This is a genomic window from Comamonas nitrativorans (genome assembly GCF_042654765.1).
Taxonomy (GTDB): domain Bacteria; phylum Pseudomonadota; class Gammaproteobacteria; order Burkholderiales; family Burkholderiaceae_C; genus Comamonas; species Comamonas nitrativorans.
Genome location: NZ_JBHSEW010000001.1, coordinates 145,194 through 169,654, shown reverse-complemented (window position 1 = coordinate 169,654; position 24,461 = coordinate 145,194). Strand labels below are relative to the sequence as shown.

26 protein-coding genes are annotated in these 24,461 nt (G+C 57.4%); 21 read left to right on the top strand and 5 right to left on the bottom strand.

Translation table 11 applies throughout. The features are described 5' to 3' along the window. Nucleotides 1-15 precede the first annotated feature (15 nt). Both avd and ACFO3A_RS00765 read left to right on the top strand, forming a co-directional pair. Complete coding sequence (avd, locus tag ACFO3A_RS00770; protein ID WP_217705045.1) at nt 16-345, top strand: diversity-generating retroelement protein Avd; 330 nt, start codon at nt 16-18, stop codon at nt 343-345. 300 nt (nt 346-645) lie between these two features. Further along, nucleotides 646-1,728, top strand: a complete 1,083-nt coding sequence (locus ACFO3A_RS00765) for a reverse transcriptase domain-containing protein (RefSeq protein ID WP_377723075.1) — start codon at nt 646-648, stop codon at nt 1,726-1,728. Here ACFO3A_RS00765 and ACFO3A_RS00760 read toward each other — a convergent pair. Continuing rightward, the gene (locus tag ACFO3A_RS00760; RefSeq protein WP_377723073.1) at nt 1,720-2,124 is read right to left on the bottom strand and encodes a hypothetical protein; all 405 of its coding nucleotides are present in this window, start codon (nt 2,122-2,124) and stop codon (nt 1,720-1,722) included. The genes ACFO3A_RS00765 and ACFO3A_RS00760 overlap by 9 nt on opposite strands. A gap of 5 nt (nt 2,125-2,129) precedes the next feature. Between ACFO3A_RS00760 and ACFO3A_RS00755 the strand changes: the two genes are divergently transcribed. Both ACFO3A_RS00755 and ACFO3A_RS00750 read left to right on the top strand, forming a co-directional pair. Beyond that, nucleotides 2,130-3,329 (top strand): tyrosine-type recombinase/integrase, encoded by a 1,200-nt coding sequence (locus ACFO3A_RS00755; RefSeq protein WP_377723071.1) that lies wholly within the window; start codon nt 2,130-2,132, stop codon nt 3,327-3,329. Between the two features lie 225 nt (nt 3,330-3,554). Further along, nucleotides 3,555-4,943 (top strand): ApeA N-terminal domain 1-containing protein, encoded by a 1,389-nt coding sequence (locus tag ACFO3A_RS00750; protein WP_377723069.1) that lies wholly within the window; start codon nt 3,555-3,557, stop codon nt 4,941-4,943. A 127-nt stretch (nt 4,944-5,070) separates the two neighbouring features. Here ACFO3A_RS00750 and ACFO3A_RS00745 read toward each other — a convergent pair whose 3' ends face one another. After that, on the bottom strand, nt 5,071-6,048 hold the full coding sequence (locus ACFO3A_RS00745; RefSeq protein ID WP_377723067.1) for a LuxR family transcriptional regulator: 978 nt from the start codon (nt 6,046-6,048) through the stop codon (nt 5,071-5,073). Nucleotides 6,049-6,137: 89 nt separating this feature from the next. Here ACFO3A_RS00745 and ACFO3A_RS00740 point away from each other — a divergent pair, with 89 nt between their 5' ends. The 13 genes from ACFO3A_RS00740 (at nt 6,138) to ACFO3A_RS00680 (ending at nt 16,658) form a co-directional block, all read left to right on the top strand. Next, nucleotides 6,138-6,365, top strand: a complete 228-nt coding sequence (locus tag ACFO3A_RS00740) for a helix-turn-helix transcriptional regulator (protein WP_074685503.1) — start codon at nt 6,138-6,140, stop codon at nt 6,363-6,365. A 1-nt stretch (nt 6,366) separates the two neighbouring features. Next, nucleotides 6,367-7,218 carry a helicase RepA family protein gene (locus ACFO3A_RS00735; protein ID WP_377723065.1) on the top strand — a complete coding sequence of 284 codons (852 nt, stop codon included), beginning with the start codon at nt 6,367-6,369 and terminating at the stop codon, nt 7,216-7,218. Next, a complete protein-coding gene (locus tag ACFO3A_RS00730) occupies nt 7,205-7,969 on the top strand; it encodes an ABC transporter ATPase (protein ID WP_377723063.1) in 765 nt (254 codons plus the stop codon). The genes ACFO3A_RS00735 and ACFO3A_RS00730 overlap by 14 nt, the downstream gene beginning before the upstream one ends. A gap of 826 nt (nt 7,970-8,795) precedes the next feature. Beyond that, nucleotides 8,796-9,167, top strand: a complete 372-nt coding sequence (traJ, locus tag ACFO3A_RS00725; protein WP_377723060.1) for a conjugal transfer transcriptional regulator TraJ — start codon at nt 8,796-8,798, stop codon at nt 9,165-9,167. Between the two features lie 34 nt (nt 9,168-9,201). After that, complete coding sequence (gene traI / locus ACFO3A_RS00720) at nt 9,202-10,995, top strand: TraI/MobA(P) family conjugative relaxase (RefSeq protein ID WP_377723057.1); 1,794 nt, start codon at nt 9,202-9,204, stop codon at nt 10,993-10,995. A 60-nt stretch (nt 10,996-11,055) separates the two neighbouring features. Next, the gene (locus ACFO3A_RS00715) at nt 11,056-11,238 is read left to right on the top strand and encodes a FitA-like ribbon-helix-helix domain-containing protein (RefSeq protein ID WP_377723055.1); all 183 of its coding nucleotides are present in this window, start codon (nt 11,056-11,058) and stop codon (nt 11,236-11,238) included. Nucleotides 11,239-11,453: 215 nt separating this feature from the next. Next, complete coding sequence (gene trbJ / locus ACFO3A_RS00710) at nt 11,454-12,233, top strand: P-type conjugative transfer protein TrbJ (RefSeq protein WP_377723053.1); 780 nt, start codon at nt 11,454-11,456, stop codon at nt 12,231-12,233. 12 nt (nt 12,234-12,245) lie between these two features. Then, a complete protein-coding gene (gene trbK / locus ACFO3A_RS00705; protein ID WP_377723052.1) occupies nt 12,246-12,482 on the top strand; it encodes an entry exclusion lipoprotein TrbK in 237 nt (78 codons plus the stop codon). 10 nt (nt 12,483-12,492) lie between these two features. After that, nucleotides 12,493-13,920 (top strand): P-type conjugative transfer protein TrbL, encoded by a 1,428-nt coding sequence (gene trbL / locus ACFO3A_RS00700; RefSeq protein ID WP_377723050.1) that lies wholly within the window; start codon nt 12,493-12,495, stop codon nt 13,918-13,920. A 4-nt stretch (nt 13,921-13,924) separates the two neighbouring features. Next, the gene (locus ACFO3A_RS00695; protein WP_377723048.1) at nt 13,925-14,173 is read left to right on the top strand and encodes a hypothetical protein; all 249 of its coding nucleotides are present in this window, start codon (nt 13,925-13,927) and stop codon (nt 14,171-14,173) included. Nucleotides 14,174-14,236: 63 nt separating this feature from the next. After that, nucleotides 14,237-14,461: a type I toxin-antitoxin system ptaRNA1 family toxin gene (locus ACFO3A_RS00690; RefSeq protein ID WP_377723047.1), complete on the top strand. Its 225-nt coding sequence runs from the start codon at nt 14,237-14,239 to the stop codon at nt 14,459-14,461. Nucleotides 14,462-14,756: 295 nt separating this feature from the next. After that, nucleotides 14,757-14,945, top strand: coding sequence for a hypothetical protein (locus tag ACFO3A_RS00685; protein ID WP_377723710.1), 189 nt, complete (start codon nt 14,757-14,759; stop codon nt 14,943-14,945). 18 nt (nt 14,946-14,963) lie between these two features. Continuing rightward, entirely contained in the window at nt 14,964-16,658 is a 1,695-nt protein-coding gene (locus tag ACFO3A_RS00680; protein ID WP_377723046.1) for a P-loop NTPase fold protein, read from the top strand. 324 nt (nt 16,659-16,982) lie between these two features. Here ACFO3A_RS00680 and ACFO3A_RS00675 read toward each other — a convergent pair whose 3' ends face one another. Together ACFO3A_RS00675 and ACFO3A_RS00670 are read right to left on the bottom strand one after the other, a co-directional pair. Then, nucleotides 16,983-18,491, bottom strand: coding sequence for a CoA-acylating methylmalonate-semialdehyde dehydrogenase (locus ACFO3A_RS00675; RefSeq protein ID WP_377723044.1), 1,509 nt, complete (start codon nt 18,489-18,491; stop codon nt 16,983-16,985). Between the two features lie 14 nt (nt 18,492-18,505). Continuing rightward, nucleotides 18,506-19,729, bottom strand: a complete 1,224-nt coding sequence (locus ACFO3A_RS00670; RefSeq protein WP_377723042.1) for an ABC transporter substrate-binding protein — start codon at nt 19,727-19,729, stop codon at nt 18,506-18,508. Between the two features lie 126 nt (nt 19,730-19,855). On the opposite strand from ACFO3A_RS00670, the gene ACFO3A_RS00665 reads away from it, so the two are divergent. Next, nucleotides 19,856-20,785, top strand: a complete 930-nt coding sequence (locus ACFO3A_RS00665; protein ID WP_377723041.1) for a LysR family transcriptional regulator — start codon at nt 19,856-19,858, stop codon at nt 20,783-20,785. 78 nt (nt 20,786-20,863) lie between these two features. Here ACFO3A_RS00665 and ACFO3A_RS00660 read toward each other — a convergent pair whose 3' ends face one another. Next, complete coding sequence (locus ACFO3A_RS00660; protein WP_377723039.1) at nt 20,864-21,754, bottom strand: inositol monophosphatase family protein; 891 nt, start codon at nt 21,752-21,754, stop codon at nt 20,864-20,866. Nucleotides 21,755-21,934: 180 nt separating this feature from the next. On the opposite strand from ACFO3A_RS00660, the gene ACFO3A_RS00655 reads away from it, so the two are divergent. The 3 genes from ACFO3A_RS00655 (at nt 21,935) to ACFO3A_RS00645 (ending at nt 24,341) form a co-directional block, all read left to right on the top strand. Next, nucleotides 21,935-22,711: an RNA methyltransferase gene (locus ACFO3A_RS00655; RefSeq protein WP_377723038.1), complete on the top strand. Its 777-nt coding sequence runs from the start codon at nt 21,935-21,937 to the stop codon at nt 22,709-22,711. Between the two features lie 44 nt (nt 22,712-22,755). Continuing rightward, nucleotides 22,756-23,613, top strand: coding sequence for a serine O-acetyltransferase (cysE, locus tag ACFO3A_RS00650; RefSeq protein WP_377723037.1), 858 nt, complete (start codon nt 22,756-22,758; stop codon nt 23,611-23,613). A 65-nt stretch (nt 23,614-23,678) separates the two neighbouring features. Continuing rightward, a complete protein-coding gene (locus ACFO3A_RS00645; protein ID WP_377723035.1) occupies nt 23,679-24,341 on the top strand; it encodes a nitroreductase in 663 nt (220 codons plus the stop codon). Nucleotides 24,342-24,461 lie beyond the last annotated feature (120 nt).

The following is a 24,461-nucleotide window of genomic DNA, read 5'->3' as shown; positions in this document are numbered from 1 at the left end:
GCGCACATGAGGTTGATGACCAAGCTGGAAGAGCTGGACGCATACACGCATACCGTGCTGCACCAGTTCCCCAGGATAGAGCGCCACCTGTTGAGCGCCGAAATGCGGGGAGCCATGAACAAGGTGATGCGCCAGGTGGTTGTGGCTTGGAAGCGCAAGCAGAAGGCAGCAGCGCTTTTCGATCTGGACGTGGAGATAGAGGTGTTTCGCGGCCTCATAAGAAAGGCCCACCGGCTTGGCTATATCAACACCGAACGCCTTGAAGTGTGGATGCGCCACACGAATGAAATAGGGCGGATGGTCGGTGCCTGGATAAAAAACGAGGGAGGGAAGGCCATGCAATAGCGCCTGTACCGTCAAAGAAATGGGCATGGGCTTATTCCGGCGGCAATTGGGGCAACGGCGGCAACGCTGGCCTCTTCCATCTCAACGTCAACAACGGCGCGGAGATCTCCAACCCGATCATCGGTGGTCGTCTCGCAAACGATTCAGCCAGAAGGCGGGCAGCTCATGGGCTGCCGTCCAGCGCTTTTCCTTTGGGGCCTGTGTCCTGACCATGTTGTCAAAGATGAACAGGACGCCACGGTCAGTATCCGGCAAGCCGGAGAACGTGGTGGCGTCTGCACCCACCCCAACAGGATTCTCATGCCGAAGACCATCACCGGCCTATGGTCGCACGTCACTCAATTCGATAACCTTCACCGCTCCTACCTTGAGGCCCGTCGCAGCAAGCGATACCGGCCAGACGTTTTGCAGTTCACCGAGAGCCTGGAAGCCAACCTGTTCGATATTCAGGATGCGCTGACCGGCAAAACCTGGGTGCCCGGCCCGCAGCGCGAATTTGTCGTGCGGGAGCCGAAGCTGCGCGCCATCCAAGCGCCACCGTTCGCTGATCGCGTGGTGCATCACGCCCTGGTGGGCGTCGTAGGCCCGCATTTTGAGCGCCGGTTCATTTCCGATTCATACGCCTGCCGCCAAGGGAAGGGAACCCAGCGCGCGGTCGCGCGTGTGCAGCACTTCCTGCGGGTAGCCAAGCGCAACCATGGCGACGGGATCTACGTCATGCAGGCCGACATCAGCAGGTATTTCGCCAGCATCCGGCATGACGTACTCATGCGTGAGGCCGCGCGCGTCATTTCCGACCCGGACGTGCTCTGGCTGTGGCGGCGCATCGTGGCGGGCTACGGTCACGAGAACGGCGTGGGCTTGCCGGTGGGTGCGCTGACCAGTCAGCTCGGCGCGAACATCGTTCTGAACAGGCTCGATCACGTCGCCAAAGATGATATGGGCCTGCGGCACTACGTCCGTTACATGGACGACTTTATTGCCGTTTTGCCTACCAAGCATGCAGCCCAAGAGGTTATGCAGGTGATGGAGGCGGTGGTAGGTGATCTGGGCTTGCATCTGAATCCGAAGACGGCTGTTCATCCGTGGCAGCGTGGCGTGGACTTCTGCGGATACAGAATCTGGCCGACGCATATCCTGCCGCGCAAGAGAAACATCAAGCGGGCGCGCGCAGACTTCCGGGAGCTGGCAAGCCAGTTCTATCACGGAGAGGTGGAGCTGGAGCACGTTCGCCAGAGGGTGGCGTCGTTCTTGGCGTATGCGAAACACTGCAACGCGCAGCGCACAGTAGAGGGCGTTCTGGGCGACTTGGTGCTTGTGCCTAGCTTGCGTGGTATTGTTGCCGCAAATGCAGGAAATAACAGGCAATTTGTATCAAGATAATATGATGGTACGTGTGCTGGTACGAATCCCGCAGATGGTAATAAAACCTTTATAAATCAAGCCACTACAAAGCGGGAAACAATAGAGTGGGAATGATCCCGCGTCTGGCACGGCCAGGCACTTGATGGCATAAAAATCTGCTAAGCCCGCGTAATTGCGGGCTTTTTTATTTTTTAGTCTGGCACGATCTGGCAACGGCAGGAAGCGCCAAGCACCGTTTGAGCATGGCATTAAAGCTGGTACTATCGACTGACGATGCCATGATGGAAGCCGATACCATGCAGCTCTTTTTTGTATTTTCATGGTATTGAATTTTACTAAGTTGTTGTTCTTTATAGAAAAAGCACTATAAATTTGGCGTTTTTTCAGCATGGTATCGAAAACGAAGAGGGACAAGGTACATGCTGACCGATACCAAGCTGCGCAATCTCAAGCCCAGGGACAAGCTCTACAAGGTGAATGACCGAGAAGGTCTCTATGTGGCCGTGACTCCAGCCGGCTCCATCTCGTTCCGTTACAACTACTCAATCAACGGACGGCAGGAGACCATCACCTTTGGCCGCTATGGCGTCGGTGGCATCACCTTGGCCGAAGCCCGTGAGCAGTTGAATGACGCCAAGAAGATGGTTGCGGCGGGCAAGTCACCGGCCAAGGAGAAGGCCCGAGACAAGGCGCGGGTCAAGGATGCAGAGACGTTCGGTGCCTGGGCGGAAAAGTGGCTGCGCGGCTACCAGATGGCCGACTCCACCCGCGATATGCGCCGTTCAGTCTATGAACGCGAGCTGAAGCCGAAATTCAGCAATCAGAAGCTGGTGGAGATCACCCATGAGGACTTGCGTGCGCTGACCGATGCCATCGTCGAGCGAGGCGCACCGGCCACCGCCGTTCATGTGCGTGAAATCGTGATGCAAGTGTTTCGCTGGGCAACCGAGCGTGGGCAGAAGGTCGAAAACCCGGCGGAGCTGGTGCGGCCAACCAGCATCGCCCGATTCGAGCCACGCGACCGAGCGTTGACGCCTGACGAAATTGCACTGATGTATCAGTACATGGAGCGGGTAGGTACAAGCCCAACAAATCGTGCGGCGGCCAAGCTGTTGTTGCTCACGATGGTGCGCAAGAGCGAGCTGACCAATGCGACCTGGAGTGAGATCAGTTTCAGCGAAGCGTTGTGGACGATTCCAAAGGAGCGGATGAAGCGCCGTAACCCGCACCTGGTATTTCTGTCCCAGCAGGCTCTGGATATTTTCATTGCCCTGAAAACCTTTGCTGGTGGTTCCGACTTCGTTTTGCCATCACGGTACGACTCGGATGCGCCGATGAGCGCTGCCACACTTAACCAGGTGCTGACGCTGACTTACAAGGCGGCGCAGAAAGATGGGAAGTCACTTGCCAAGTTCGGGCCGCATGATTTGCGGCGCACAGCCAGCACGCTGTTGCATGAGGCCGGCTACAACACCGACTGGATCGAGAAGTGCCTGGCGCATGAGCAGAAGGGTGTGAGGGCGGTCTACAACAAGGCGGAATACCGCGAGCAGCGGGCGGCGATGTTGCAGGATTGGGCGAACATGATTGATGAATGGACTGCTGGACGTGCTCGCTGATTTTTCTCTGAATTCAAAGGTCATTGATACATGTTGTCGAGCGCGATTGAGATGAGTTTTCAACTACTGCTTTCGGCCAGAAGCAGTCATTTGATCCTTGGCTTTTTGCAGTCAGTGGCTTGTACGGTCACGTTTTTTTCTTGCGCTGGGTCTAATCCGGCGCTCAAGCCGACCCGCATATTGCGGTGGGCTTAGTTTGGTCGTTAGATTTGATTGGGCCTTGTCATGAGAATTGAAGAAAAATACAAAAAAACTGGGTACTTCTGGTTACCTAATAAGGAGGAAAGTAAAATCCCGGGGATATTGTCAATCGACGATGGAGGGAGGATAGAGCTGGAAATAGTCGGGCACTTCGATGAGGGTATGAACTCTCTGAGCGACGATCATGATTTAAGCCGAATTATTGGCCATGTTGAAAAAGATGGTTTAGTAACACTTGATGACTGCTTCTATACCAAAAAGAATTTTTCTTTTGGCGGTATTTCCAAGTCAAATATTTTAGTGAATAAGGTGTTGGGTGGCGCAGCTTGGGATCAAGATGAAAAATTATCTTTCAATACTTTTTCATTTTCAGTCGATTGCTTGGATGAGTGGGTTGGAATAAGCGGTATTAACGTAGATAGCGACTGGAACACAAGAAAAGCAACGATTAGCTATGAACCACCGGAAAAAATAAGCATAGAACTAAGCAACGGAATGAAGCTTGAGATTTGCTTTGCATATACCCTTCCGGGATTCCCAAACTTGACAGAGGCCAAGATTACTCAGCGAGCTTATTTTCGGCTTGAGTCAGAAGAACTACGTGAGTTGAGCGATTTCACATCCATTGCCTTTAAAATAACGAATCTTATGTGTTTTGCGATGGATGAAATTGTCAGTCTTAAAAATGTTTCAGCAACGACACCCGAGATACTACGTGATGGTGGCGATGATAAAAAATACCCTGTTCCAATTTCAATCTACTATCAAAGCATTCCATTTTCTGAGAAGGCACCCAAAAAAAGCTGGCACGACATGCTTTTCAATTTTGGTGCGATTAAAACCAATGCTCAACAAGTGTTTAATAACTGGCTAAACGCTTACGAATATTTGTCCCCTGCACTGGGGTTATATTTTTCCACTAAAACCGGAGCTCAAAAATATCTTGACGGTAAGTTTTTAGCTTTAGCGCAAGGGCTTGAAACATATCATAGAAGAACCAGCAGTGAAACGTTAATGGGTAAAGAGTCCTATGAAGCCTTAGTTTCAGAAATCCTTAAAGGATGCCCAAAGGAGCATCTTGATTGGCTTAAGGGGAGATTAATGCATGGCAACGAAATTAATCTCGGAAAAAGAATAAAGAAGATAATTGAGCCATTCAAAGATCATCTTGGAACAAGTAAAGAAAGAAGCAAGCTCCTAAGGAAGATAGTGGACACAAGAAACTACTTAACTCACTACAGTGAAAATTTACATGCTGAGTCAGCAAAGGGTAGAGATCTGTGGGTTCTTTGTATGAAGATCGAAGTGATTTTTAACTTACATTTTTTGAAGGTTATTGGCTTTACGGATGAAGAGATTAACAAAGTGGTTAAAAACTGCTATCCACTGAAACGAAAGTTAGAAGAAATCTAACAAATCAAAGCTGCGCTGATGTTTGAGGCGTTAATGGTTGTCCGCTCTGGGTCGTTTTCTGTCTGACAAGGCACCCGGAGCAAATCTTGGTCAGTAAGTTTTAGCCGCTAAAATTTTCCTTGGCGTTCTACTCCTTCAGCTGGAACATTCGGGGCGTCGAGGCCAATGATTTCAGCGCTTTCGATACTGCCTGACGTTCGATGCCCAGTTTTCGCGCTATCTCCGATTGATTGAGTCCGTCCCACTGGAGCATCAGTATTTGCTTTTTTCGGTCTGATAGCTTCGAGTCCACCATCAAGCGAGCTTGGTTGCGCAGCTCTCCTTTGTCGGCTGACTGTACGGTCTGGCTCAACATGAGGTGGTAGAAGTAGCGATCCACCAGCGGGTCGCCAGAGGCAGCTTGCGACGTGGCACGCTTCGCACACTGACGGTTGAGTCGGTCAAGTTCGAGGTTGAATTGCGCGAGAGATCGCTTTGCTTGTCTATAAGCGGGGTTTCGGCTGCCATTCGCCAAGATGGGTCTATGCTTGGCGCAGTATTGGTGACTGAGTTCCAGTTTCTTGTGGTCTTGCAGTTCTATGTCATTGACTTGCTTGTCAGCGACCGTTGCCATGAAGTCGGCGAACTCGGTGAGCTCTCCGCATAGTTCGCAAAAGCCGTGTTTGCGTTGCGCGTTTAGATTGACGCCAGTTGTGGTGGTCGATTTCTTGGGGCGCTTGCACGCACAGTCCCAAACTAGGCCAGTTAGTGATTCGATGGTTGCAACAAAGCGTTGATCCCTTGAGTCCTGCCTGTCTTCTGTCTTGATGAAATGGCGCAGTAACTGCCGTTGCAGGCGAACCATCGTATCAAACCCGACCAATCGAATGGTCTCACTGAAGTCCATTCCTGCCCCGACACCGGAAACGAAGCCCGAATAGCGTGCGGGGAGAGTTTTCATGTATGTGGCTACGGCGGGATCAATGACTTCCTGTATCAATCTCCTGATGGGGTAGCGCCGCGAAGCAGTGGAGTAAGAGCACCAGCGATCCTGAAAGTGTTCGATGGCTTTCGAGATTCCGGCGTCACATCCTTCCCAGATGGTTATGGTCTTTTCTTTTTTCATGGCGTCAACCTCTTTTGGTAATTATAGCGCCGTCGAAATCTGAATTGCTAGGCACCATAAGGCACTCGTTAGCAATTGGAGGCCGGGCCATGCAGGCTGCAACCAGCAAAATACTCATCAATAGGAAAAAACTCCTGGAGATCATTCCGCTCTCGACGCGGACCATCTACAACCTAGAGCAACGAGGGGAGTTTCCGCGACGTATCGCCCTCACATGCAGGAATGTCGCATGGGATTTATCGGAAGTCGAAGAGTGGATCGAAGCGCGTAAAGCGTCAGGCATTCAGGCGGATCGGCCTGGCGACGTGAGGGGTTGATATGGCCCTTGACCTGATGGCGGCCTTCGCCGAACCGCCGCCACCGATTGATTACGTTTTACCAAATATGGTTGCCGGCACGGTTGGCGCACTGGTGTCACCCGGCGGTGCAGGCAAGTCCATGCTGATCCTGCAATTGGCTACGCAGATTGCTGGCGGCCCTGATCTGCTGGAAGTGGGCGAACTACCCACCGGCGCGGTGCTCTACCTGCCAGCCGAAGACCCACCTGTCGCGATCCACCACCGTTTGCACGCCCTTGGCGCACACCTCACAGCCGAACAGCGGCAAGCCGTGGCGGATGGCTTGGTAATCGAGCCGCTGATTGGCAAATGCCCCAACATCATGGCCCGTGATTGGTTCGAAGGTCTCAAACGGGCTGCCGAGGGTCATCGTCTGATGGTTCTGGATACCCTTCGCCGTTTCCATATCGAGGAGGAGAACGCCAGCGGGCCTATGGCACAGGTCATTGGTCGCATGGAGGCCATAGCCGCCGATACTGGTTGCTCCATTGTGTTTCTGCACCACGCTAACAAGGGTGCGTCGATGGCGGGCGCGGGCGATCAACAGCAGGCCAGCCGTGGATCATCGGTGCTGGTCGATAACATCCGCTGGCAGTCGTATCTGTCCGGCATGACGCAGGCCGAGGCCGAGGAATGGGGTGTTGATGAGGGGCAGCGGGGGTTCTTCGTCCGCTATGGCGTCAGCAAAGCAAACTACGGTGCGCCTTTTCAGGAATGTTGGTTCAGACGGCACGAGGGCGGCGTCCTCAAGCCGGCTGTACTTGAACGGCAGAAACGACAGCCGCCCGCGAAATTGAAATCCGTAGCGAGGGGCGGCAATGACAACTGGTAATCAGGTCGCCCCGACCAGCACGGCATTGCAGGCCCGAGTGATGATCTATCAGCCCAGCCAGCGCCCACGGGATCGTGCGGGGCAGTGGATAGAAACCGGTTTCGGTCGATGCCGTGTAACCGGCAGGCTGGGTCAGCGTCATGCCGATATTGTGGAATCCATGTTGTATGTGGCGGAGCGCCGCCGCGAAATATCGGACGGCGGCATCGAGCTGCTGATTGATCCGGCGAAGCTGCGCCGGATGCTATCCGATCACCAGTACAGCCACGACCGTATCAAGAAGCTGCTGACCGACCTGCGGGCTGCCACGGTAGAAATCGTGACGCCGGAAATGGAGCGCAGTGGTGACAGCATCATTGGCGGCCTGATTGACCACGTTAGGCCATCACCCATGACCCGCCGTGATCCGCTGACCGGCGGTGAGCGCCATTTGTGGCGTGTCCGGCTGGGAGTCGCCCTGGTGATGCTGCTGGAAAGGGATTTGTCTTTGTACTACCCGCCTGCCCCTATTGCTCGGCTGCAACACGGGATCAGCCAGGCGCTTGCGCGGCATGTGCTCACCCACAGACATGACCCGGCAGGAGGCTGGCATCTGGACACCTTGATTCGTGCCGTAGGAGGCGAGGCCGTCAACAGCATGACACTGCGAAATTATCGGCGAAGGCTGAAGGACGATGCCGCTGGGTTGATCGAAATCGGCATCGAAATAGATGCCGCAGATAGGGTAAAGCGTGTCACAGCGGCCCAATAGCGTGCCACACCGGCCCGAAGACGTGTCACAGCGGCCCGAAGACGTGTCACAGCGGCCCGGAAGCGTGCCACAGCGGCCCGATTTTTTGCTGTTTTGGCAGGATGTTCAGGATATTTCAGGATATCCAGGCGGTGTAACCGCCCGCTTGAGGCGGTCGCTTGCACCTTGTCGATCAAGTCCTGACGGACTTGCTCAATCGGCCAGAGGCCGATGGTTGAACGCCAGGAGGGGAAGGGAGGCAGCTGCGAGTCATCGAGCTTTACCGACTACGGCCAGGCCGCCCCTCAAGTGTCAACATCAACGGAGTGCGGCGGCCACAAGATCACCGGCCCGCGCTAACAGAAGCGCATCGTGCCCCATTGAAGGGTCGGCTGGAAGTCACTTACTACTGAATGCCGGCGGCATCGAGGATGCTTTGTTGACACTTGAGGGGCGGTGGCATGGCTTTTCCCTTGGTGTTCAACTTGGCTTTTTTCGAGTGCGAGGAAAGTGCAAGGAAAGTATTGGTTTCGCACGCTGGGAAGCGGTAGGAAATCGGTTGGAGATTCCGTTTTTATCGCGATTCTATGCCGATTTTTCACGATTACAGCGCGATTCTGCCGATTGTGCAGCGATTGCGGAGCAATCGCAGATAAATAGCGACGGAATAGCGATGAATTCCAACCTGCATACGTGCAGAAAACGCGGCTGTGACGCGGGCAGGATGTGTGAAGTAGGCCCACCCGCAAGCGGGTTGTCCTTCTTCACTTTCCCTTATTCGCACCTGGCGGTGCTCAACGGGAATCCTGCTCTGCGAGGCTGTTTCGACCGGTAGGCCGGAGGATGAATGGACGACGAAAAGAAAATCACGCGCAAAAACAGCCCGCCCATCAAGGTGTACTGCCTGCCCGAAGAGCGGGCCGAAATCGAGGCGAACGCCAGGATGGCAGGGATCAGCGTTGCGCGTTACCTGCGCGACGTGGGCCAGGGCTACCAGATCAAGGGTGTCATGGATTACGAGTACGTGCGCGAGCTGGTGCGGGTCAATGGCGACTTGGGCAGGCTGGGCGGCTTGCTCAAGCTATGGCTGACCGACGACCCGCGCACGGCCCGTTTCGGTGATGCCACGATTCTTGCCCTGCTGGGCCGCATCGAGGCTACCCAGGCGGAAATGAGCCGGCTGATGAAATCCGTGGTGCAGCCGAGGGCCGAGCCTTGAAAATTTTAGCCGCTAAAAAATCGGAGGCTGGCTGATGATCGCCAAGCATGTACCCATGCGTTCGCTAGGCAAGTCCGACTTTGCCGGCCTGGTGAACTACGTCACTGACGCGCAAAACAAGGATCATCGGCTGGGTCTGGTGCAGATCACCAACTGCGATGCTGGGTCGGTGCGGGACGCCATCACCGAGATTCTGGCGACCCAGCACACGAACACGCGGGCCAAGAGCGACAAGACCTATCACCTGATCGTCAGCTTCCGTGCTGGCGAGCAGCCCGATGCTGACACCTTGCGGGCGGTTGAGGAACGCATCTGCGCCGGACTTGGCTACGGCGAACACCAGCGTATCAGCGCCGTGCATAACGACACCGATAACCTGCACATCCACATTGCCATCAACAAGATTCACCCGACCAGGCACACGATACACGAGCCGTACTATCCGCACCTGGCGCTGGCCGACTTGTGCGAGACGCTGGAGCGGGACTATGGCCTGGAAGCGGATAATCACCGACCGCAGCAGCGCGGGGCGGCATCGAGGGCCGCCGACATGGAGCGCCATGCAGGCGTTGAAAGCCTGGTGGGTTGGATCAAGCGCGAATGCCTGGACGACATCAAGGCGGCGCAGTCCTGGACGGAGCTGCACCAGGTCATGCGTGATAACGGTCTGGAGATTACGCCAAGGGGTAACGGGCTGGTGATCCGGGCCGATGACGGAATGATGGTCAAGCCCAGCACCCTGGCCCGCGATCTGTCCAAGCCTGCCTTGGAAAAGCGGCTGGGAGCCTTTGAGGCATCACCGGATCAGCAGGAGAAGCCGCCCAGGCGGCAGTATCAAAAGAAGCCAGTACGGTCACGCGCTGACACCACCGAGCTTTATGCCAGGTACAAGGATGAGCAGAAGAATTTGACCTCCACCAGGGCCGAGGCATTGGCCGCAGCGAAGCGGCGTAAGGAGCGGGCCGTGGTCGCTGCCAAACAGAAGGCCGCCACAAAGCGGGCAGCAATCAAGCTGGCCGGTGGCGGTCGGATGGCCAAAAAACTGCTGTATTCACAAACCAGTGTGACGCTACGCGCCGAGCTGGACGGGATATACAAGGAATACACCAAAGAGCGTGAACGGCTGCACCAGGGCCACCAGCGCCGCCAGTGGGCCGATTGGCTCAAGCAAGAGGCTACCCAGGGCAACAGCGAGGCGCTGGCTGCCCTGCGGGCCAGAGAGGCCGCCCAGGGATTGAAGGGCAACACGGTCAAAGGGCAAGGTCAGGCGAAGCCCGGCCATGCGCCGGTGATCGACAACATCACCAAGACGGGCACGATCATTTACCGGGCCGGTGCCAGTGCCGTGAGGGATGACGGTGACCGGCTACAAGTCTCGACCGGCATCGACCGCGCCGGCGTTCAGGAAGCCTTGAGGCTGGCCGCAGAGCGGTACGGCAGCCGCATCACCGTTAACGGTACAACCGAGTTCAAGGCCCAGGCGATCCGGGCCGCCGTGGATGGCAAGCTGCCCATTACGTTTGCTGATCCAGCCCTGGAAAAGCGCCGCCTGGCACTGCTGCAAGACAATTTCAGCGTGACCAGCAAGCCCGGTGTTCCAGGTGTCGGCAAGATTCCGCCGATGGTGGCCAGGGCGGGCCGTTTGCGCTCCTTGTCTCAAGCCGAAGCGTTGCAGATCGAGGGAGCAGCGGCAGCGGTTACACCGCAGAAACCCGCGCCTACCCCAGCGCCCGTGCCGGGCGAGCTGGAACGGCGTAAAGCTAAGCTGCAAGCGGAATTGAACGCCAAGAAGGAAAAAGCAAAGCAGCGCAAAGGGCGGGGCCGTTAGTGCTTTTGCATTTCGCTGTTTTTGCTATCATTGGTAGCGGGCACACCAAAAGGTAAGAGAATGGCAAATTTGAACATTCGCAATTTACCCGATGAGGTGCACCAGGCGCTGAAAGTTCGAGCGGCGCTGAACAACCGGAGCACCGAGGCGGAAATACGCGAGATATTGACCGCAGCAGTTCAACCGCTGGATTTGGATAAAATGGGCCGAGCCGTTGGCCTGGAAAAACCAGCAAAGAAGTAACGTAACAAAGCAGTAATTTCGTGCAGGGTTGCACGACACACACCGAACTCAACAAAAAATTGCAAGGGCGTGACGGTGTCGACCCGGGCGGGTACCTAGACAGATTTTGGCGAACTGTCTCGTGATGGCCCAACCCCACAGCAGCGCAGCAGTAACGGCGTTGTGGGGCAGATTAGCCGCAATAGCTAACTCATCACATCGAGAGGTACTCGACCATGAAACGTGTCCGCCTTTTAGCGGCTAAATCAGCCCTGTCCGTTGCGCTCGCAACCGGCTTTATCACCACTACCATCACCCCTGTTCAGGCCGGTATCCCCGTCATCGACGGCGGCAACCTGACCCAGAACATCATGACTGCCATCGAGTCTGTAGCGCAGACGCTCAAGCAGATTGAGCAGTACCAGACCCAATTGCAGCAGTACGAAAACCAGCTACAGAACACGATGGCCCCGGCCGCGTATATCTGGGATCAGGCGCAGACCACGATTAACCGACTGATTGCCGCGCAAAACACGCTGGCCTATTACGAAAACCAGCTAGGCAGCCTGGATCGTTACCTGGCCAAGTTTCAGGACGTGACCTATTACCGCAGCTCGCCGTGCTTCAACGGCAGCGGCGGATGCACGGATGCAGAGCGCGCCGCAATGGCTGAAAACCGCCGCCTGGCGTCAGAGTCGCAAAAGAAGGCCAACGATGCCTTGTTTCAGACCGTGGCCGACCAGCAAAAGGCTTTGAAGGATGACGCCCGTACCCTGGAACGGCTGCAAGGCGCGGCCCAGGGTGCAACTGGTCAGCTACAGGCCATCGGCTACGCCAACCAGCTTGCCAGCCAGCAGGCCAACCAGCTCTTGCAGATTCGCACCATGTTGACCGCCCAACACAATGCAGAGGCGGCCCGGATTGCGGCAGAACTCGATGCCGAGGCACGAGGTGATGCCAGGGCCGAGCAAATGCGTACCTGGACGTTTCGCCCGAGTCCGGCAGACAACTACTAGAGAGATGGTGCGATGAAAAAAATCTTATTTACTGCGGCTGTTGCGGTGCTGTTGTTGGCTGGATGTGAACAGGAAAGGATGCCTGAACCAAACGCGGCGACGTGCGCCCCTGATGCATTCCAAGCAGCACTGAATGAAATGCGCAGCGAAGCGAACCGAGCGGCTTTTACCGAGGAATGCAGAGCATTCCAGAAGGCCAAGCAGATGCGCCAGTGGGAGTTCAAGCCCAGCCCTAAAGATGATTATTGAGGTGGTCGCCATGAGGAAGAAAATTGCTTTAGGCGGCTGGATGATGGTCGCCACAGTGGTGCTGGCTGAACCTGCAATGGCGCAGGAGCTTAGTAGCAGCGGCGTTATGAATGATGTGCTCAAGCGTTTTCATGATGCTGCTGCAACGTGGGGGCCGGCTATTCAGTCCGCTGCATCGCGTTTGTTCTGGACGCTGGTGGTGATTTCGATGGTCTGGACGTTCGGCATGATGGCTTTGCGCAAGGCCGACATTGGCGAGTTCTTCGCAGAGTTCGTCCGATTCACGATCTTCACCGGCTTTTTCTGGTGGCTGCTGACGAATGCGAACCAGGGTATGAATATCGCCGGTACGATTGTTCAGTCATTGCAAACCCTCGGCGCACAGGCGGGGGGACTTTCCAGTAGTAATCTTGGGCCTTCCAGTGTCCTTGATCTTGGCTTCGAGTTATACAACCGCACAGTACAGGCTACATCGGAGCTGGGATGGCGGCAGATGGCAACTGCCCTAGTTATGGAGCTAATGGCCCTGGCAGTTCTGTTTGTCTTGGCATTGATCGCAGTCAACCTGTTGCTGTTGCTCGCATCGGCCTGGATTCTGTTGTACGCCGGCGTGTTCTTCCTTGGCTTTGGTGGATCGCGTTGGACTTCCGACATGGCGATCAACTACTACAAGACCGTGCTCGGCTTGGCTGCACAGCTCATGGCAATGGTGCTACTTGTTGCGATCGGCAAAGAGTTCATCAATCACTACTACACACAGATTAGCGAGAACATGGCATCCCAGGAACTGGCTGTGATGTTGGTTATATCGGTCATCTTGCTTTTCTTGGTCAACAAGGTTCCGCCCATGATTTCGGGTCTTGTGTCCGGTGGAGGCATTGGCGCTGCCGGCGGTATTGGCAACTTCGGCGCTGGGGCAGCAGTTGGGGCGGCTATGACTGCGGCTGGTATGGCTACTGGCGGCGCGGCAATGGCTGGTAAAGCAATGATGGGCGCTGCTACCGGGGCGGCGGGCGGCGCATCCGCCATCCAGGCAGCATTCCAGAAAGCATCAGCAAGTATAGGTGCCGGTGGAGATATGTCCAGTATGGGGTCAGTGATCAACAGTGGCGGTAGCGGTGGTGGTGAAGCGGGTACTGCTGGCAGTAGCCCATTTGCCCAAGCTGCTGGCTTTGGTGATAGCAGCAGTGGTTCAAGTGGTGGCGGTTTTGCCAGGGCCACGAAGCTGGCCACAGGCACGGCCTCCGAGCTGGCCAAGGGTGTCGGTTCTCAAATGAAGCAGGGGTTCCAGGAGCGAATGAGCGAAACCACAGGTGGGAAGCTGGCTGCTTCGATACGCGAAAGCATGGAGCCGAAAGAAGCAGGCCAATCCGGTCAGTTCGATGGCAACAGCTTGGGCGGCGATTCTGGTACCGATAGCAACGAAGGCAGGAGTTAGCACAATGACGACACCACTTTACATGGCCGCATTGGCGGCTCTGGATGAAACGCCAAGGGAAGAAGCTGGCCAAGCGTTTGTTTCGCCACTGGGCGATCAATCGAAGGTGGTTGATGCAGAGGCAGAAACGGCGGCTTTTGTGGCACGGCCAGACCCTATGCGAGAGATCGAAGCCAAGCCAGTCCGCATCGAGGGCAAGACGCGCAGTAACCAGCGGTCGGCATTCGCAGAGGCGGCGGGGCTGTACCTGTAGGCGCACCGGGCTGGCCACAACCAGCCCGGCACTTTCAATCAACACCTATCAGAGAGGTGAGTCATGACAACGCAACATATTATCGAACCAGGACATGTCGTGCATCAGGCGGCATCTATCCTTGCTTCCTTGGAGTACATCGACCAAGCGGAAGCGCGGAGCCTTGGGCCGTTGGCCGAAGCCGTCGCTAACGCTTTCATGGTGGTGTACTACCAGGCTGAAACGGGCCGGGCAACCAGGGCAGATTTTCAGGAGGCTATGAGCACCTTACGACAAGCGTGCTGCTGAGTAATTCAGCATATGACAAAAGGGCGGCAGGCGGTCGCCCTTTTCAATCCTCGTCGTTTGGCCATTCCCAGCCCACAGATGAAGCATCGACCCATTCGCGTTCCTCAGGGGGAAGGGGGTAGGCACCAGAAGTTTCGGCCTCGGCCAACAGTTCATCTAAGTTGTAACGTCGCTTCGATACCGTAGGTTTTCGCTTGGCAAGCGATGTCGTCAATTCTTTTCTCATCTCATCTACCGTTCAGATGGCCAGATTTCATTGTGTCATGTAACAATAATATTTTCTTGGAGTTAAGCTATGAATCCTGATGAGCCTACTTTTCTCGACGATGAAGGCCCAAGTGCCGACCTGCCAGTGTTCATCTCTACTACCAATGCTCGGGAGCTGTATGGGCTGCGAGAAGGGGAAGCTGTAATCGAGGCCATGGCTCGGTATCACAGCGAAAAATTGGAGGGGCAGACTCTATTGCCGCATCTAGAGAAATAAAAAATCAGAAGAGGAGGGATGAAAATGAGTATAGAGCAGGTTAAGAGCGAAATTCGCCGCTTCCTCGGCGATAAAGATAGACTGGCTCTTTGCTTAAGAGGTAGGTGGGGCGTTGGAAAAACTCATACTTGGGAAACGCTCCTTGCTGAAGAATTTAAAAATAATAATGCGTACCCATCCAGATACGCTTATGTGTCGCTTTTTGGACTCGAAAGCTTGGGGGATGTTCGGCGTTCTCTTTTCGAGAATACAGTGGAGTCTGCTGCCTTTAAGACGGTGAAGCCATTCGAGGCGACTACTAGCAGTGTGTCAGAACGTTTGTCCCATTTTGCATCAAAGTGGCGAGCTGGGGCAGGCATAATCCGAGGAATACCAGTCATCGCAGACTATAGTGGTTTGGCGGAGAAGGCAGGATTTCTGGATGTGCGAGATCAGATAGTGTGTTTTGACGATCTTGAAAGAATGAGCGAGCATCTTGCGCTCAAAGATGTGCTAGGCCTGATCTCTCTTCTTAAAGAAAAAAAACGATGTAAAGTCGTATTGTTACTGAATAGTGAGGCACTAGAAGGGCAGGATGCGGATGATTTTAAAGAGCAGCTAGAAAAGATCATTGACATCAACCTTATGTTCTCGCCTACAGCACAAGAGGCGGCTGAAATAGCAATTCGAGATAATGCAGCTCTACATTCCAAATGGGTTGGGGAGTATGCGGCCAAATTAGGGATTTCGAATATCCGTACGATATTTAAATTGCTTCGAATAGCGGATAGGCTTGAAGAGATACTCAATGGTTATGACGAACGTATTCTAAGGCAGTCAATCCATAGTGCTTGTCTCTACGGGTTTGCCTTGTATCAACCTGGAGACGCACCTCCAATTGAATATATTACAGAAGAGCGGTCTTACGCTTTCTTCTCTGGAGACAAAGATGAACGAACGCCAGAGGAAATTCAGTGGTCTGAGTTGCTCAGGGCATATGAGTATCGTAATGCGGATGCATTTGATATCGCTATTTTTGATGGTATTCGTAGCGGGCTTTATGATGTTGTGAGAATCAAGAGAGAGGCTGATGTCCTATTTCAGCAACTTTCTTTGAGTGATCAGGATGCTGCTTTCAGTAAGGTATGGGATATTTATCATGAGTCATTCGATGACAATACTGTCGAGTTTGCCACAAAATTAAAAAAAGCTATCTTAGAATACGCAGCAGCTATTAGTCCACGTAACCTTTCCGCGTCGATAGGGACGTTGAAGAGCCTTGGTTATGGGGAGGATGTTGATACGTTAATTCAAGGTTATATAGAAAAAAGAAACGACGGTAAGGAGTTTTGGTCGGGAGACCCTTTCATGCCTACGTTTCATGTGGAAGACCCAGATGTGGCGGCAGCGTTTGCCAAGAAGGCCGCTGAGTTCAGTGACGATCTAAAATTAAAAAATGTTTTAGCTGATATTGTCCGTAATGGTGGATGGAACCCAGGGGCACTTGAATTCATCGACAAGCATAGTGCGGATGATTTCTATGAAATTCTTAAATTTACAAAAGGCGAGGAGCTACGCCTTGTGGTTTATGGTCTGACCTATTTCCGTAGAATAAGTAATGCTGATGAGACGATGCGGAGCATAACTGAGAAGGCCATATCTGCTCTTCAGAGAATAGGGCGTGAGAGTGAGATCAATCGTCTTCGTGTCGAGAAGTTTGGCATTACTCTTTGATCTTGAATAATTAAGCGCCTAACTTTGCTTGGCGGTGCTTGATGTCGGATCGAAACTTCGATCATATGGATCGCATGATGACATGGTATATTTCATGGTTTTTGTGATTTTTGATTTTTTAACTATCTGTTTTTAAAGTAAAATTTTCAACTATTGATAATCGAGTGGGAGTGATTTCCCTCTGGAGATGACCCAGCCAAGGGCAATCATCTAAAAAAATAGCTTGTACCGCTGATTTGGACTGGATTTCAGATGGTTTCATACCTGAAATTCAATCCATACCAGCGGTACAAGCTTTTTAAATAATAGCGGTGGCGGATTCGTTTACTTCATCGTGATGGTGGTGTTCACCCCGTCGCTGCTGCTGCCGTGGTCTTCGTACCAGCGGGCCGTGACGGTTTTGGTCTGTGTCCAGAACTGCACGGCCTGTTTGCCGTTGGGCCCCAGGTCGCCCAGCTTGGAGGCCCGCGAGCCGGTGAAGCTGAAGTAGGCCACGGGCACGGGGATGGGCACGTTGATGCCCACCTGCCCGACGTTGATGTCGTGCTGGTACTTGCGGGCCGCCCAGCCGCTGCTGGTGAAGATGGAGGTGCCGTTGCCGTTGGGGTTGCGGTTGATGAAGGCGATGGCTTCTTCCAGCGTATCGACGCAGACCACGTTGAGTACGGGGCCGAAGATTTCCTGCTGGTAGATGTCCATCTGGTCGGTCACGTCGGCAAACACCGTGGGGCCGACGAAGTTGCCCTTTTCATAGCCGGGCACCGTGCAGTCGCGGCCATCGAGCAGCAGCCTGGCGCCTTGCGCCACGCCGGAGTCGATCAGGCCGACCACGCGCTGTTTGGCGCGGGGATTGACCAGGGGGCCGAGGTCGGCGCTGCGGTCGGTGCCGGGGCCGACCTTCATGGCCTTGGACTTGGCGACCACATCGGGCAGCCAGTCGCGTGCCGCGCCGACGAACACGGCGACCGAGTTGGCCATGCAGCGCTGGCCTGCCGCGCCGAAGGCCGAACCCAGCAGGTTGTTCAGCGCATGTTCCTTGGGGGCGTCGGGCATCACCACGCAGTGGTTCTTGGCGCCCATCATGGACTGCACGCGCTTGCCTGCCTCGCTGGCGCGGCGGTAGATGTGGGTGCCCACATGCGTGGAGCCGATGAACGAGAGCGCCTTGATGTCCGGGTGGTCGCACAGCATGTCGGCCACTTCCGGCCCGCCGTGGATGACGTTGAGGACACCGGGTGGTACGCCCGCCTCGTGCGCCAGTTCGACCAGGCGCATGGTGGAGCTGGGGTCTTGCTCCGACGGTTTCAGCACGAAGGTGTTGCCGCAGGCAATGGCCATCGGGAACATGAAGCACGGCAGCATGACCGGGAAGTTGAATGCGGTGATGCCTGCGCCCACGCCCAGGGGTTGCAGCAGGTTGTAGACGTCCACGCCGGTGGCGGCGTTCTCGGCAATCTCGCCCAGTTGCAGGGTGGTGATGGAGCAGGCGTGTTCCACCACTTCCAGGCCCCGGCCCACTTCGCCTTCGGCATCCGGCAGGGTCTTGCCGTGTTCGCGGGTGATGAGCTGGGCCAGCTCGGCGCTGTTCTCGCGGATGAGCTGCTGCAGTTTCAGCATGATGCGCATCCGTGCGCCCAGCGAGGTGCTGCGCCAGGTCTGGAAGGCGGCGTGGGCGTTGGCCACGGCCAGTTCGACTTCTTCGCGGGTGGCAAAGGGCACGCGGGCCACGACTTCCTGCGTGGCGGGGTTGGTCACGTCACGCCATTCGGTGCTTTGGGAGGGGTAGGGCTTGCCGCCGATGAAGTGGTGGATGGTGGTGGGGGTGGTACTCATGATGGCTCCGGGGTTCACTGCTTGACCAGCGGGCAGGCCGACTGGGCCAGGGGCTTGAAGGCGGTGTCGGCGGGGATGGTGCTGACGGTTTTGTAGTAATCCCACGCGCCCCTGGATTCATTGGGCGCCTTGACCTGGAACAGGTACATGTCGTGGATCACGCGGCCATCGGGGCGGATGCTGGCGTTGCGCATGATCGGGTCGTCGATGGGCAGCTCGCGCATTTTCTGGGCGATGACTTTGGAGTCGTCCGTCTTGGCGGCGGCCACCGACTTCAGGTAGTGCAGCGTGCTGGAATACACCCCGGCCTGCACCATCGTCGGCTTGTAGCCCTTGTGCAGCTTCTCGAAGCGGGCGGCGAAGGCGCGGGTCTGGTCGTCCATGTCCCAGTAGAAGCCTTCGGAGAACATCAGGCCCTGCGCCTGGCGCAGACCCAGCGAATGCACGTCGGTCAGGAACATGAGCAGCGAGGCGACTTTGGTGCCTTTGTCGCCGGTAATGCCAAATTCCCGCGCTGCCTTGATGGCGTTCACCGTGTCCTGCGCCCCGTTGGCCAGGCCGATCACCTGGGCCTTGGAGTTTTGCGCCTGCAGGATGAAGGAGGAAAAATCGCTGGCGTTGAGCGGGTGGCGCACGCTGCCCACCACGGTGCCGCCGTTGGCCTTGACCATTTCGGAGGCATCCTTTTCCAGCGAATGGCCGAAGGCGTAGTCCACGGTGACGAAGTACCAGCTCTTGTCGCCATTCTTGGTCAACGCCGCCGCCGCGCCGGAGGCCGAGGAGTAAGTGTCGAACATCCAGTGAAAGCCGTTTTCCGCGCAGTCCTCGTCGGTCAGGCGCGTGGTGGCCGGGCCGCTGTACATGGCAATGCCGCCTTTTTCGCGCACCAGCTTCTGCACGGCCAGGGCGGCGGCAGAGTTGGTGATGTCCACGATGGCATCCACCCCGTCGCGATCCAGCCATTCGCGGGCGCGGGTGGCGGCAATGTCGGCCTTGTTCTGGTGGTCGGCGCTGACCACCTCGATCTTCATGCCTTTGCATTCGGCCTTCAGGCAATCGTCGATGGCCATTTTTGCGGCCACCACCGAACCGGCGCCGCCCATGCCGGAATAGGGGCCGGCCATGTCGGTCAGCACGCCGATCTTGACGGTGTCGTTGGAAATCTGGGCCTGTGCGGCTGTGCCGCAGGCGAGGGCGGCCAGCGTGGCCAGGGCGAGGGAATGCCGGGTGAATCGCATGGGGTGTCTCCTTGTTTTATGGGGTGGCGCGGGCGGTTCGGTGCCGCGCCAAGAAACACTCTACTGGAGCAGTAATGCAAATGGATCAGGTATTTAGGCATACACTGCTTGCAAAATTGCACCACCATGCCAGCAGATCACATCAATTGGGACAATTTGCGCCTGTTTCTTGCCGTTGTCCGCGCCGAGTCCGCGCAGGAGGCGGCGCGGCGTCTGGGGCTGGATCACTCCACCGTCACGCGGCGCCTGCACCGGCTGGAAAAAGAGCTGGACGCCCAGCTGTTCCAGCGCACGCCGGCCGGCCATGTGCTGACCACCGCCGGGCACCGGCTGCTGGAGCATGTCGAGCGCATGGAAAGCAGCATGGTGCTGGTGGGCGAGGACATCGGCGGCGACAGCCATACGCTGACCGGCAACGTGCGCCTGGGGGCGACCGAGGGCTTCGGCAGCTTTTTCCTGGCACCGCATCTGAGCCATTTTTGCGAGCGGCACCCGGCCATCCAGGTGGAGCTGCTGATCGTGCCGCGCTTCATCAACCTTTCGCAGCGCGAGGCCGATCTGGCCGTGAACATCGAACGCCCGCAGGGCAGCGGACAGGTGTGCAGCCGCCTGACCGACTACCGCCTGCGCCTGTATGCCAGCCGCAGCTACCTGGAGCGGCATCCGCCCATCCGCCATTTGGCGGACTTGAGCGCCCACCGCTTCTTCGGTTATGTGGAAGAGCTGGTGTTCAGTCCGGCCCTGCGCTATCTGGTCACTATTGCGCCCGATGCCCCCACGCCGCTGCGCAGCACCAGCGTGGTGGCCCAGTACCACGCGGTGCGTGAAGGGCGCGGGTTGGCGGTGCTGCCCTGCTTCATGGCGGCGCAGAGTGCAGAGCTGGTGCCGGTGCTGACCGACGAGATCGACCTGCTGCGCACCTTCTGGATTGCCGCGCCCGGCGACCGGCGCGAACTGGCCCGGGTGCGGGCGCTGTGGGAGTTTGTGCGCGAGGCGGTGCAGTGCAACCAGCCGTTGCTGATGGGGCAGTCGCAGGAGTGGTGCGCCATCCGGTAGCTGTCGTGTGCCAGCCATGAAAAAAGCCGCCAGCCCTGAAAAGGTGCTGGCGGCTTTGCGGTACGGGTTTACAGGTTCTCAGTCCTGCGTGCCTTCGCTTTCGTTGGCTTCGTTGTCCTGGCGCTGGAGGGCGGCATCGACCACCAGCTTGTCTTCCACGGTGGCGAACTTGCTGTATTTGCCCAGGATGCCGACCAGCTGGCCATAGGCGCGGGGGTTGCCGGCCAGGCACTCGCGCTGCTCCAGGAAGTCGGCCTCGCCGGTGAAGTTGCCGATCAGGCCGCCCGCTTCGGTGACGAGCAGGCTGCCCGCCGCTACGTCCCAGATGGACAGGCCGGTTTCAAAGAAGCCATCGCAGAAACCGGCGGCCACGTAGGCCAGATCGAGCGCCGCAGCACCGGGGCGGCGCACCCCGGCGGTGCGCTGGGTGATTTCGCCAAACATGCGCATGTAGGCGCGGAAGTTGTCGCCGGGGCGGAAGGGGAAGCCGGTGGAAACCAGGCAGTCCTTCAACTGGGTGCGTTTGGAGACGCGGATGCGCCGCTCGTTCAGGAACGCCCCCCGGCCCCGGGTGGCGGTGAACAGGTCGTTGCGCGTGGGGTCGTAGACCACGGCGTGTTCGATCTTGCCCTTGAAGGACAGGGCGATGCTGACGCAATAGACGGGAAAGCCGTGGATGAAGTTGGTGGTGCCGTCCAGCGGGTCGATGATCCAGACGTAGTCGGAATTTTTCGCCCCATGCTCCTGCCCCGATTCTTCGGCCAGGATGCCGTGGCCGGGGTAGGCGGTCAGCAGGGTGGAGATGATGGCGTCTTCGGCGGCGCGATCGACTTCGGTGACGAAGTCATTGACCTGTTTTTGCGCCACGCGCACGGATTCGATGTCCAGGGCGGCGCGGTTGATGATGGCGCCGGCGGCGCGGGCGGCCTTGATGGCCACGTTGAGCATGGGGTGCAGTGAGGACGACATAAATTGTGCAAAAGGCAGCCAGCACCTGCGCAGGAAAAGCACAAGGCGTGATTCATATCGTGCAAATTGGCACCGCTGGCCGCGGGTGAAGAACGTATCCACCGCCATCCGGCGATGCGGACGGCGACAATAGGGGCAAGATTTTAACGGCCTTGCACAAAACCGTGCAGGGCGCTTGCCATGAAAACCCGTTTTGTTTTGATTGAAACCAGCCACGCCGGCAATGTAGGGGCTGCGGCGCGGGCCATGAAGACCATGGGCTTTGACGACCTGGTGCTGGTGCGCCCGCGCTGGGCCAACGTGCTGCGGCGCGAGGAAACCATCCAGCGGGCCAGCGGCGCCCTGGACGTGCTGGCCAACGCCAGGGTGGTCGATAGTCTGGACGAGGCGCTGGAGGGCATCAGCCACCTGTGCGCCACGGCGATGACGCCGCGCGACTTCGGCCCGCCGACGCGCACGCCGCGCGAGCATTTCGAAGGCCTGGTGCAGTCCTGGCAGAAAAACGGGCTGCCCACGCCGCAAGGGCAGGAGGCAGCCGCACCGGGCGAGGCGGGCATTGGCCTGCTGTTCGGCTGCGAGCGCTTTGGCATGGCCAACGAGGATGTGTACCGCTGCGACGTGGCGCTGCGCATTCCCAGCCATCCGCAGTTCGGCTCGCTCAACCTGGGGGCGGCGATTCAGTTGATTGCTTACGAATGGCGTCAGGCGCTGGGCGGGTTTGTTGCGGAACCCCCTGCGCCTGCGCCGCAGCGGGCCGATGCCGGGCAAGTGGCCGGGATGCTGGCGCACTGGCAGCAGGCGCTGGAGCATGTCGGGTTTCTCGACCCGGCGGCGCCGAAGAAACTCATGCCGCGCCTGAACCAGTTGTTCAACCGTGCGCAGTTGAACCAGGAAGAAATCCACATCCTGCGCGGCATTGCCAAGGCGATGCTGCACAGTACGCCGCCCAGGCACTAAACTTTCGGGTTTCCCCCTAACCGCCCATTGAACGGCCTTGATCGATGCTTTCACGCCTGCGTTCCGACATCCAGTGCATTCTTGAACGTGACCCGGCTGCACGCGGCGTGTGGGAGGTGATCACCTGCTACCCCGGCCTGCACGCCATCTGGTGGCACCGGCCCGCCCATTGGTGCTGGAACCACGGCCTGAAATGGCTGGGGCGCTTCACCTCGCACATCGGGCGCTGGCTGACGGGCATCGAGATCCATCCCGGCGCGGTGATTGGCGAACGCGTCTTCATCGATCACGGCATGGGCGTGGTGATCGGCGAGACGGCGGTGGTGGGCGACGGCTGCACCATCTACCACGGCGTCACCCTGGGCGGCACCTCGCTCTACAAGGGAGCCAAGCGCCATCCGACTTTGGGGCGGGACGTGGTGGTCTCGGCCGGTGCCAAGGTATTGGGCGGCTTCGAGGTGGGCGACGGCGCCAAGATCGGCTCCAACGCCGTGGTACTCAAGCCCGTACCGGCCGGCGCGACGGCGGTGGGGATACCGGCACGCATCATTGCTGCGCACAAGGACGAAAGCGCTGACGCCGCCCACTTGCAGCAGCACGAAAATGCCGGCCCGCAAACCCAGGCCAAGGCGGCCGCCGATGCTGCCGCCAAAGTGGCCGCAACCGCTGCGGCGGCCACGCCCAGCTTCAGCGCCTACGGCATTACGCAGGACGACGACCCCGTCAGCCAGGCCATGCGCAGCCTGGCCGAAGGCACGGCCACGCATGAGCAGCAGCTGCAACTGCTGTGGCAGGCGCTGGAAAAACTCTCGGCCAAACTCAACACCGACTGCCTGCCGTGCGAGAGCGAACGCGCCAGCCACTTTGAAAAAGACCGCATCGACCAGATTCTGGGCAAATAGGTGACACCGGGCGGCGGGCCGATGCGCTAGGCTCGGCGCCAGTTTTTTTGAGGAAGGAATTTGGCATGGACGTTTCCCAAGCCCTGCGCCAGCGCCGTTCGGTGCGGGCCTTTACCCCCCAGGTGCCCGGCGCGGCGCTGGTGCAGCAGTTGATGGAGGATGCCGCGCTGGCTGCCTCGGGCGGCAATATGCAGCCCTGGCGCGTGGCGGCCCTGGCCGGGGCGCCGCTGCAGGCGCTGCTGGCCGAAGTGGCCCGCACGCCGGCGCAGGAGGATGCGGCCCTGCTGTCCTACCCGCCCGACTTGTGGGAGCCGTACCGCATGCGCCGCTTTGCCAATGGCGAGGATTTGTACCGCACCCTGGGCATCCCGCGCGAGGACAAGCCCGCCCGCCTGCGCCAGCTGGCGAAAAACGCCGAGCTGTTCGGCGCACCGGTCGGCGTGTTCGTCTTCATCGATGCCCGCATGGGCTACCCGCAGTGGATGGACGTGGGGATTTATCTGCAATCCTTCATGCTGCGGGCGGTGGAAGAAGGGCTGGCCACCTGCGCCCAGGGGTTCTGGCGGCGCTACAGCCCCCTGGTGCAGCAGCACCTGGGGATGCCGCAGGATTACCGCCTGGCTTGCGGCCTGGCCCTGGGCTACGAGGACGTCAGCGCCCCGATCAACACGCTGCGCACTTCGCGCGAGCCCTTTGCCGAATGGGGCGGATTGCAAGGGTTCGAGTAAAAAAATAGCTGCTTCCGCTGATAACAAAAGGGTTTCAGATAGTTTTGTATCTGAAACCCTTTTGTTATCAGCGGAAACAGCTATGAAAAAAGCCTGCCGGTTTGAAGCGGCAGGCTTTGC

Excerpts from the sequence above, each read along its gene's own strand:
- avd (WP_217705045.1), top strand. The coding sequence starts at position 16 with ATGACCAAGCTGGAAGAGCTGGACGCATACACGCATACCGTGCTGCAC.
- ACFO3A_RS00765 (WP_377723075.1), top strand. The coding sequence starts at position 646 with ATGCCGAAGACCATCACCGGCCTATGGTCGCACGTCACTCAATTCGAT.
- ACFO3A_RS00755 (WP_377723071.1), top strand. The coding sequence starts at position 2,130 with ATGCTGACCGATACCAAGCTGCGCAATCTCAAGCCCAGGGACAAGCTC.
- ACFO3A_RS00750 (WP_377723069.1), top strand. The coding sequence starts at position 3,555 with ATGAGAATTGAAGAAAAATACAAAAAAACTGGGTACTTCTGGTTACCT.
- ACFO3A_RS00745 (WP_377723067.1), bottom strand. The coding sequence starts at position 6,048 with ATGAAAAAAGAAAAGACCATAACCATCTGGGAAGGATGTGACGCCGGA.
- ACFO3A_RS00740 (WP_074685503.1), top strand. The coding sequence starts at position 6,138 with ATGCAGGCTGCAACCAGCAAAATACTCATCAATAGGAAAAAACTCCTG.
- ACFO3A_RS00735 (WP_377723065.1), top strand. The coding sequence starts at position 6,367 with ATGGCCCTTGACCTGATGGCGGCCTTCGCCGAACCGCCGCCACCGATT.
- ACFO3A_RS00730 (WP_377723063.1), top strand. The coding sequence starts at position 7,205 with ATGACAACTGGTAATCAGGTCGCCCCGACCAGCACGGCATTGCAGGCC.
- traJ (WP_377723060.1), top strand. The coding sequence starts at position 8,796 with ATGGACGACGAAAAGAAAATCACGCGCAAAAACAGCCCGCCCATCAAG.
- traI (WP_377723057.1), top strand. The coding sequence starts at position 9,202 with ATGATCGCCAAGCATGTACCCATGCGTTCGCTAGGCAAGTCCGACTTT.
- ACFO3A_RS00715 (WP_377723055.1), top strand. The coding sequence starts at position 11,056 with ATGGCAAATTTGAACATTCGCAATTTACCCGATGAGGTGCACCAGGCG.
- trbJ (WP_377723053.1), top strand. The coding sequence starts at position 11,454 with ATGAAACGTGTCCGCCTTTTAGCGGCTAAATCAGCCCTGTCCGTTGCG.
- trbK (WP_377723052.1), top strand. The coding sequence starts at position 12,246 with ATGAAAAAAATCTTATTTACTGCGGCTGTTGCGGTGCTGTTGTTGGCT.
- trbL (WP_377723050.1), top strand. The coding sequence starts at position 12,493 with ATGAGGAAGAAAATTGCTTTAGGCGGCTGGATGATGGTCGCCACAGTG.
- ACFO3A_RS00695 (WP_377723048.1), top strand. The coding sequence starts at position 13,925 with ATGACGACACCACTTTACATGGCCGCATTGGCGGCTCTGGATGAAACG.
- ACFO3A_RS00690 (WP_377723047.1), top strand. The coding sequence starts at position 14,237 with ATGACAACGCAACATATTATCGAACCAGGACATGTCGTGCATCAGGCG.
- ACFO3A_RS00685 (WP_377723710.1), top strand. The coding sequence starts at position 14,757 with ATGAATCCTGATGAGCCTACTTTTCTCGACGATGAAGGCCCAAGTGCC.
- ACFO3A_RS00680 (WP_377723046.1), top strand. The coding sequence starts at position 14,964 with ATGAAAATGAGTATAGAGCAGGTTAAGAGCGAAATTCGCCGCTTCCTC.
- ACFO3A_RS00675 (WP_377723044.1), bottom strand. The coding sequence starts at position 18,491 with ATGAGTACCACCCCCACCACCATCCACCACTTCATCGGCGGCAAGCCC.
- ACFO3A_RS00670 (WP_377723042.1), bottom strand. The coding sequence starts at position 19,729 with ATGCGATTCACCCGGCATTCCCTCGCCCTGGCCACGCTGGCCGCCCTC.
- ACFO3A_RS00665 (WP_377723041.1), top strand. The coding sequence starts at position 19,856 with ATGCCAGCAGATCACATCAATTGGGACAATTTGCGCCTGTTTCTTGCC.
- ACFO3A_RS00660 (WP_377723039.1), bottom strand. The coding sequence starts at position 21,754 with ATGTCGTCCTCACTGCACCCCATGCTCAACGTGGCCATCAAGGCCGCC.
- ACFO3A_RS00655 (WP_377723038.1), top strand. The coding sequence starts at position 21,935 with ATGAAAACCCGTTTTGTTTTGATTGAAACCAGCCACGCCGGCAATGTA.
- cysE (WP_377723037.1), top strand. The coding sequence starts at position 22,756 with ATGCTTTCACGCCTGCGTTCCGACATCCAGTGCATTCTTGAACGTGAC.
- ACFO3A_RS00645 (WP_377723035.1), top strand. The coding sequence starts at position 23,679 with ATGGACGTTTCCCAAGCCCTGCGCCAGCGCCGTTCGGTGCGGGCCTTT.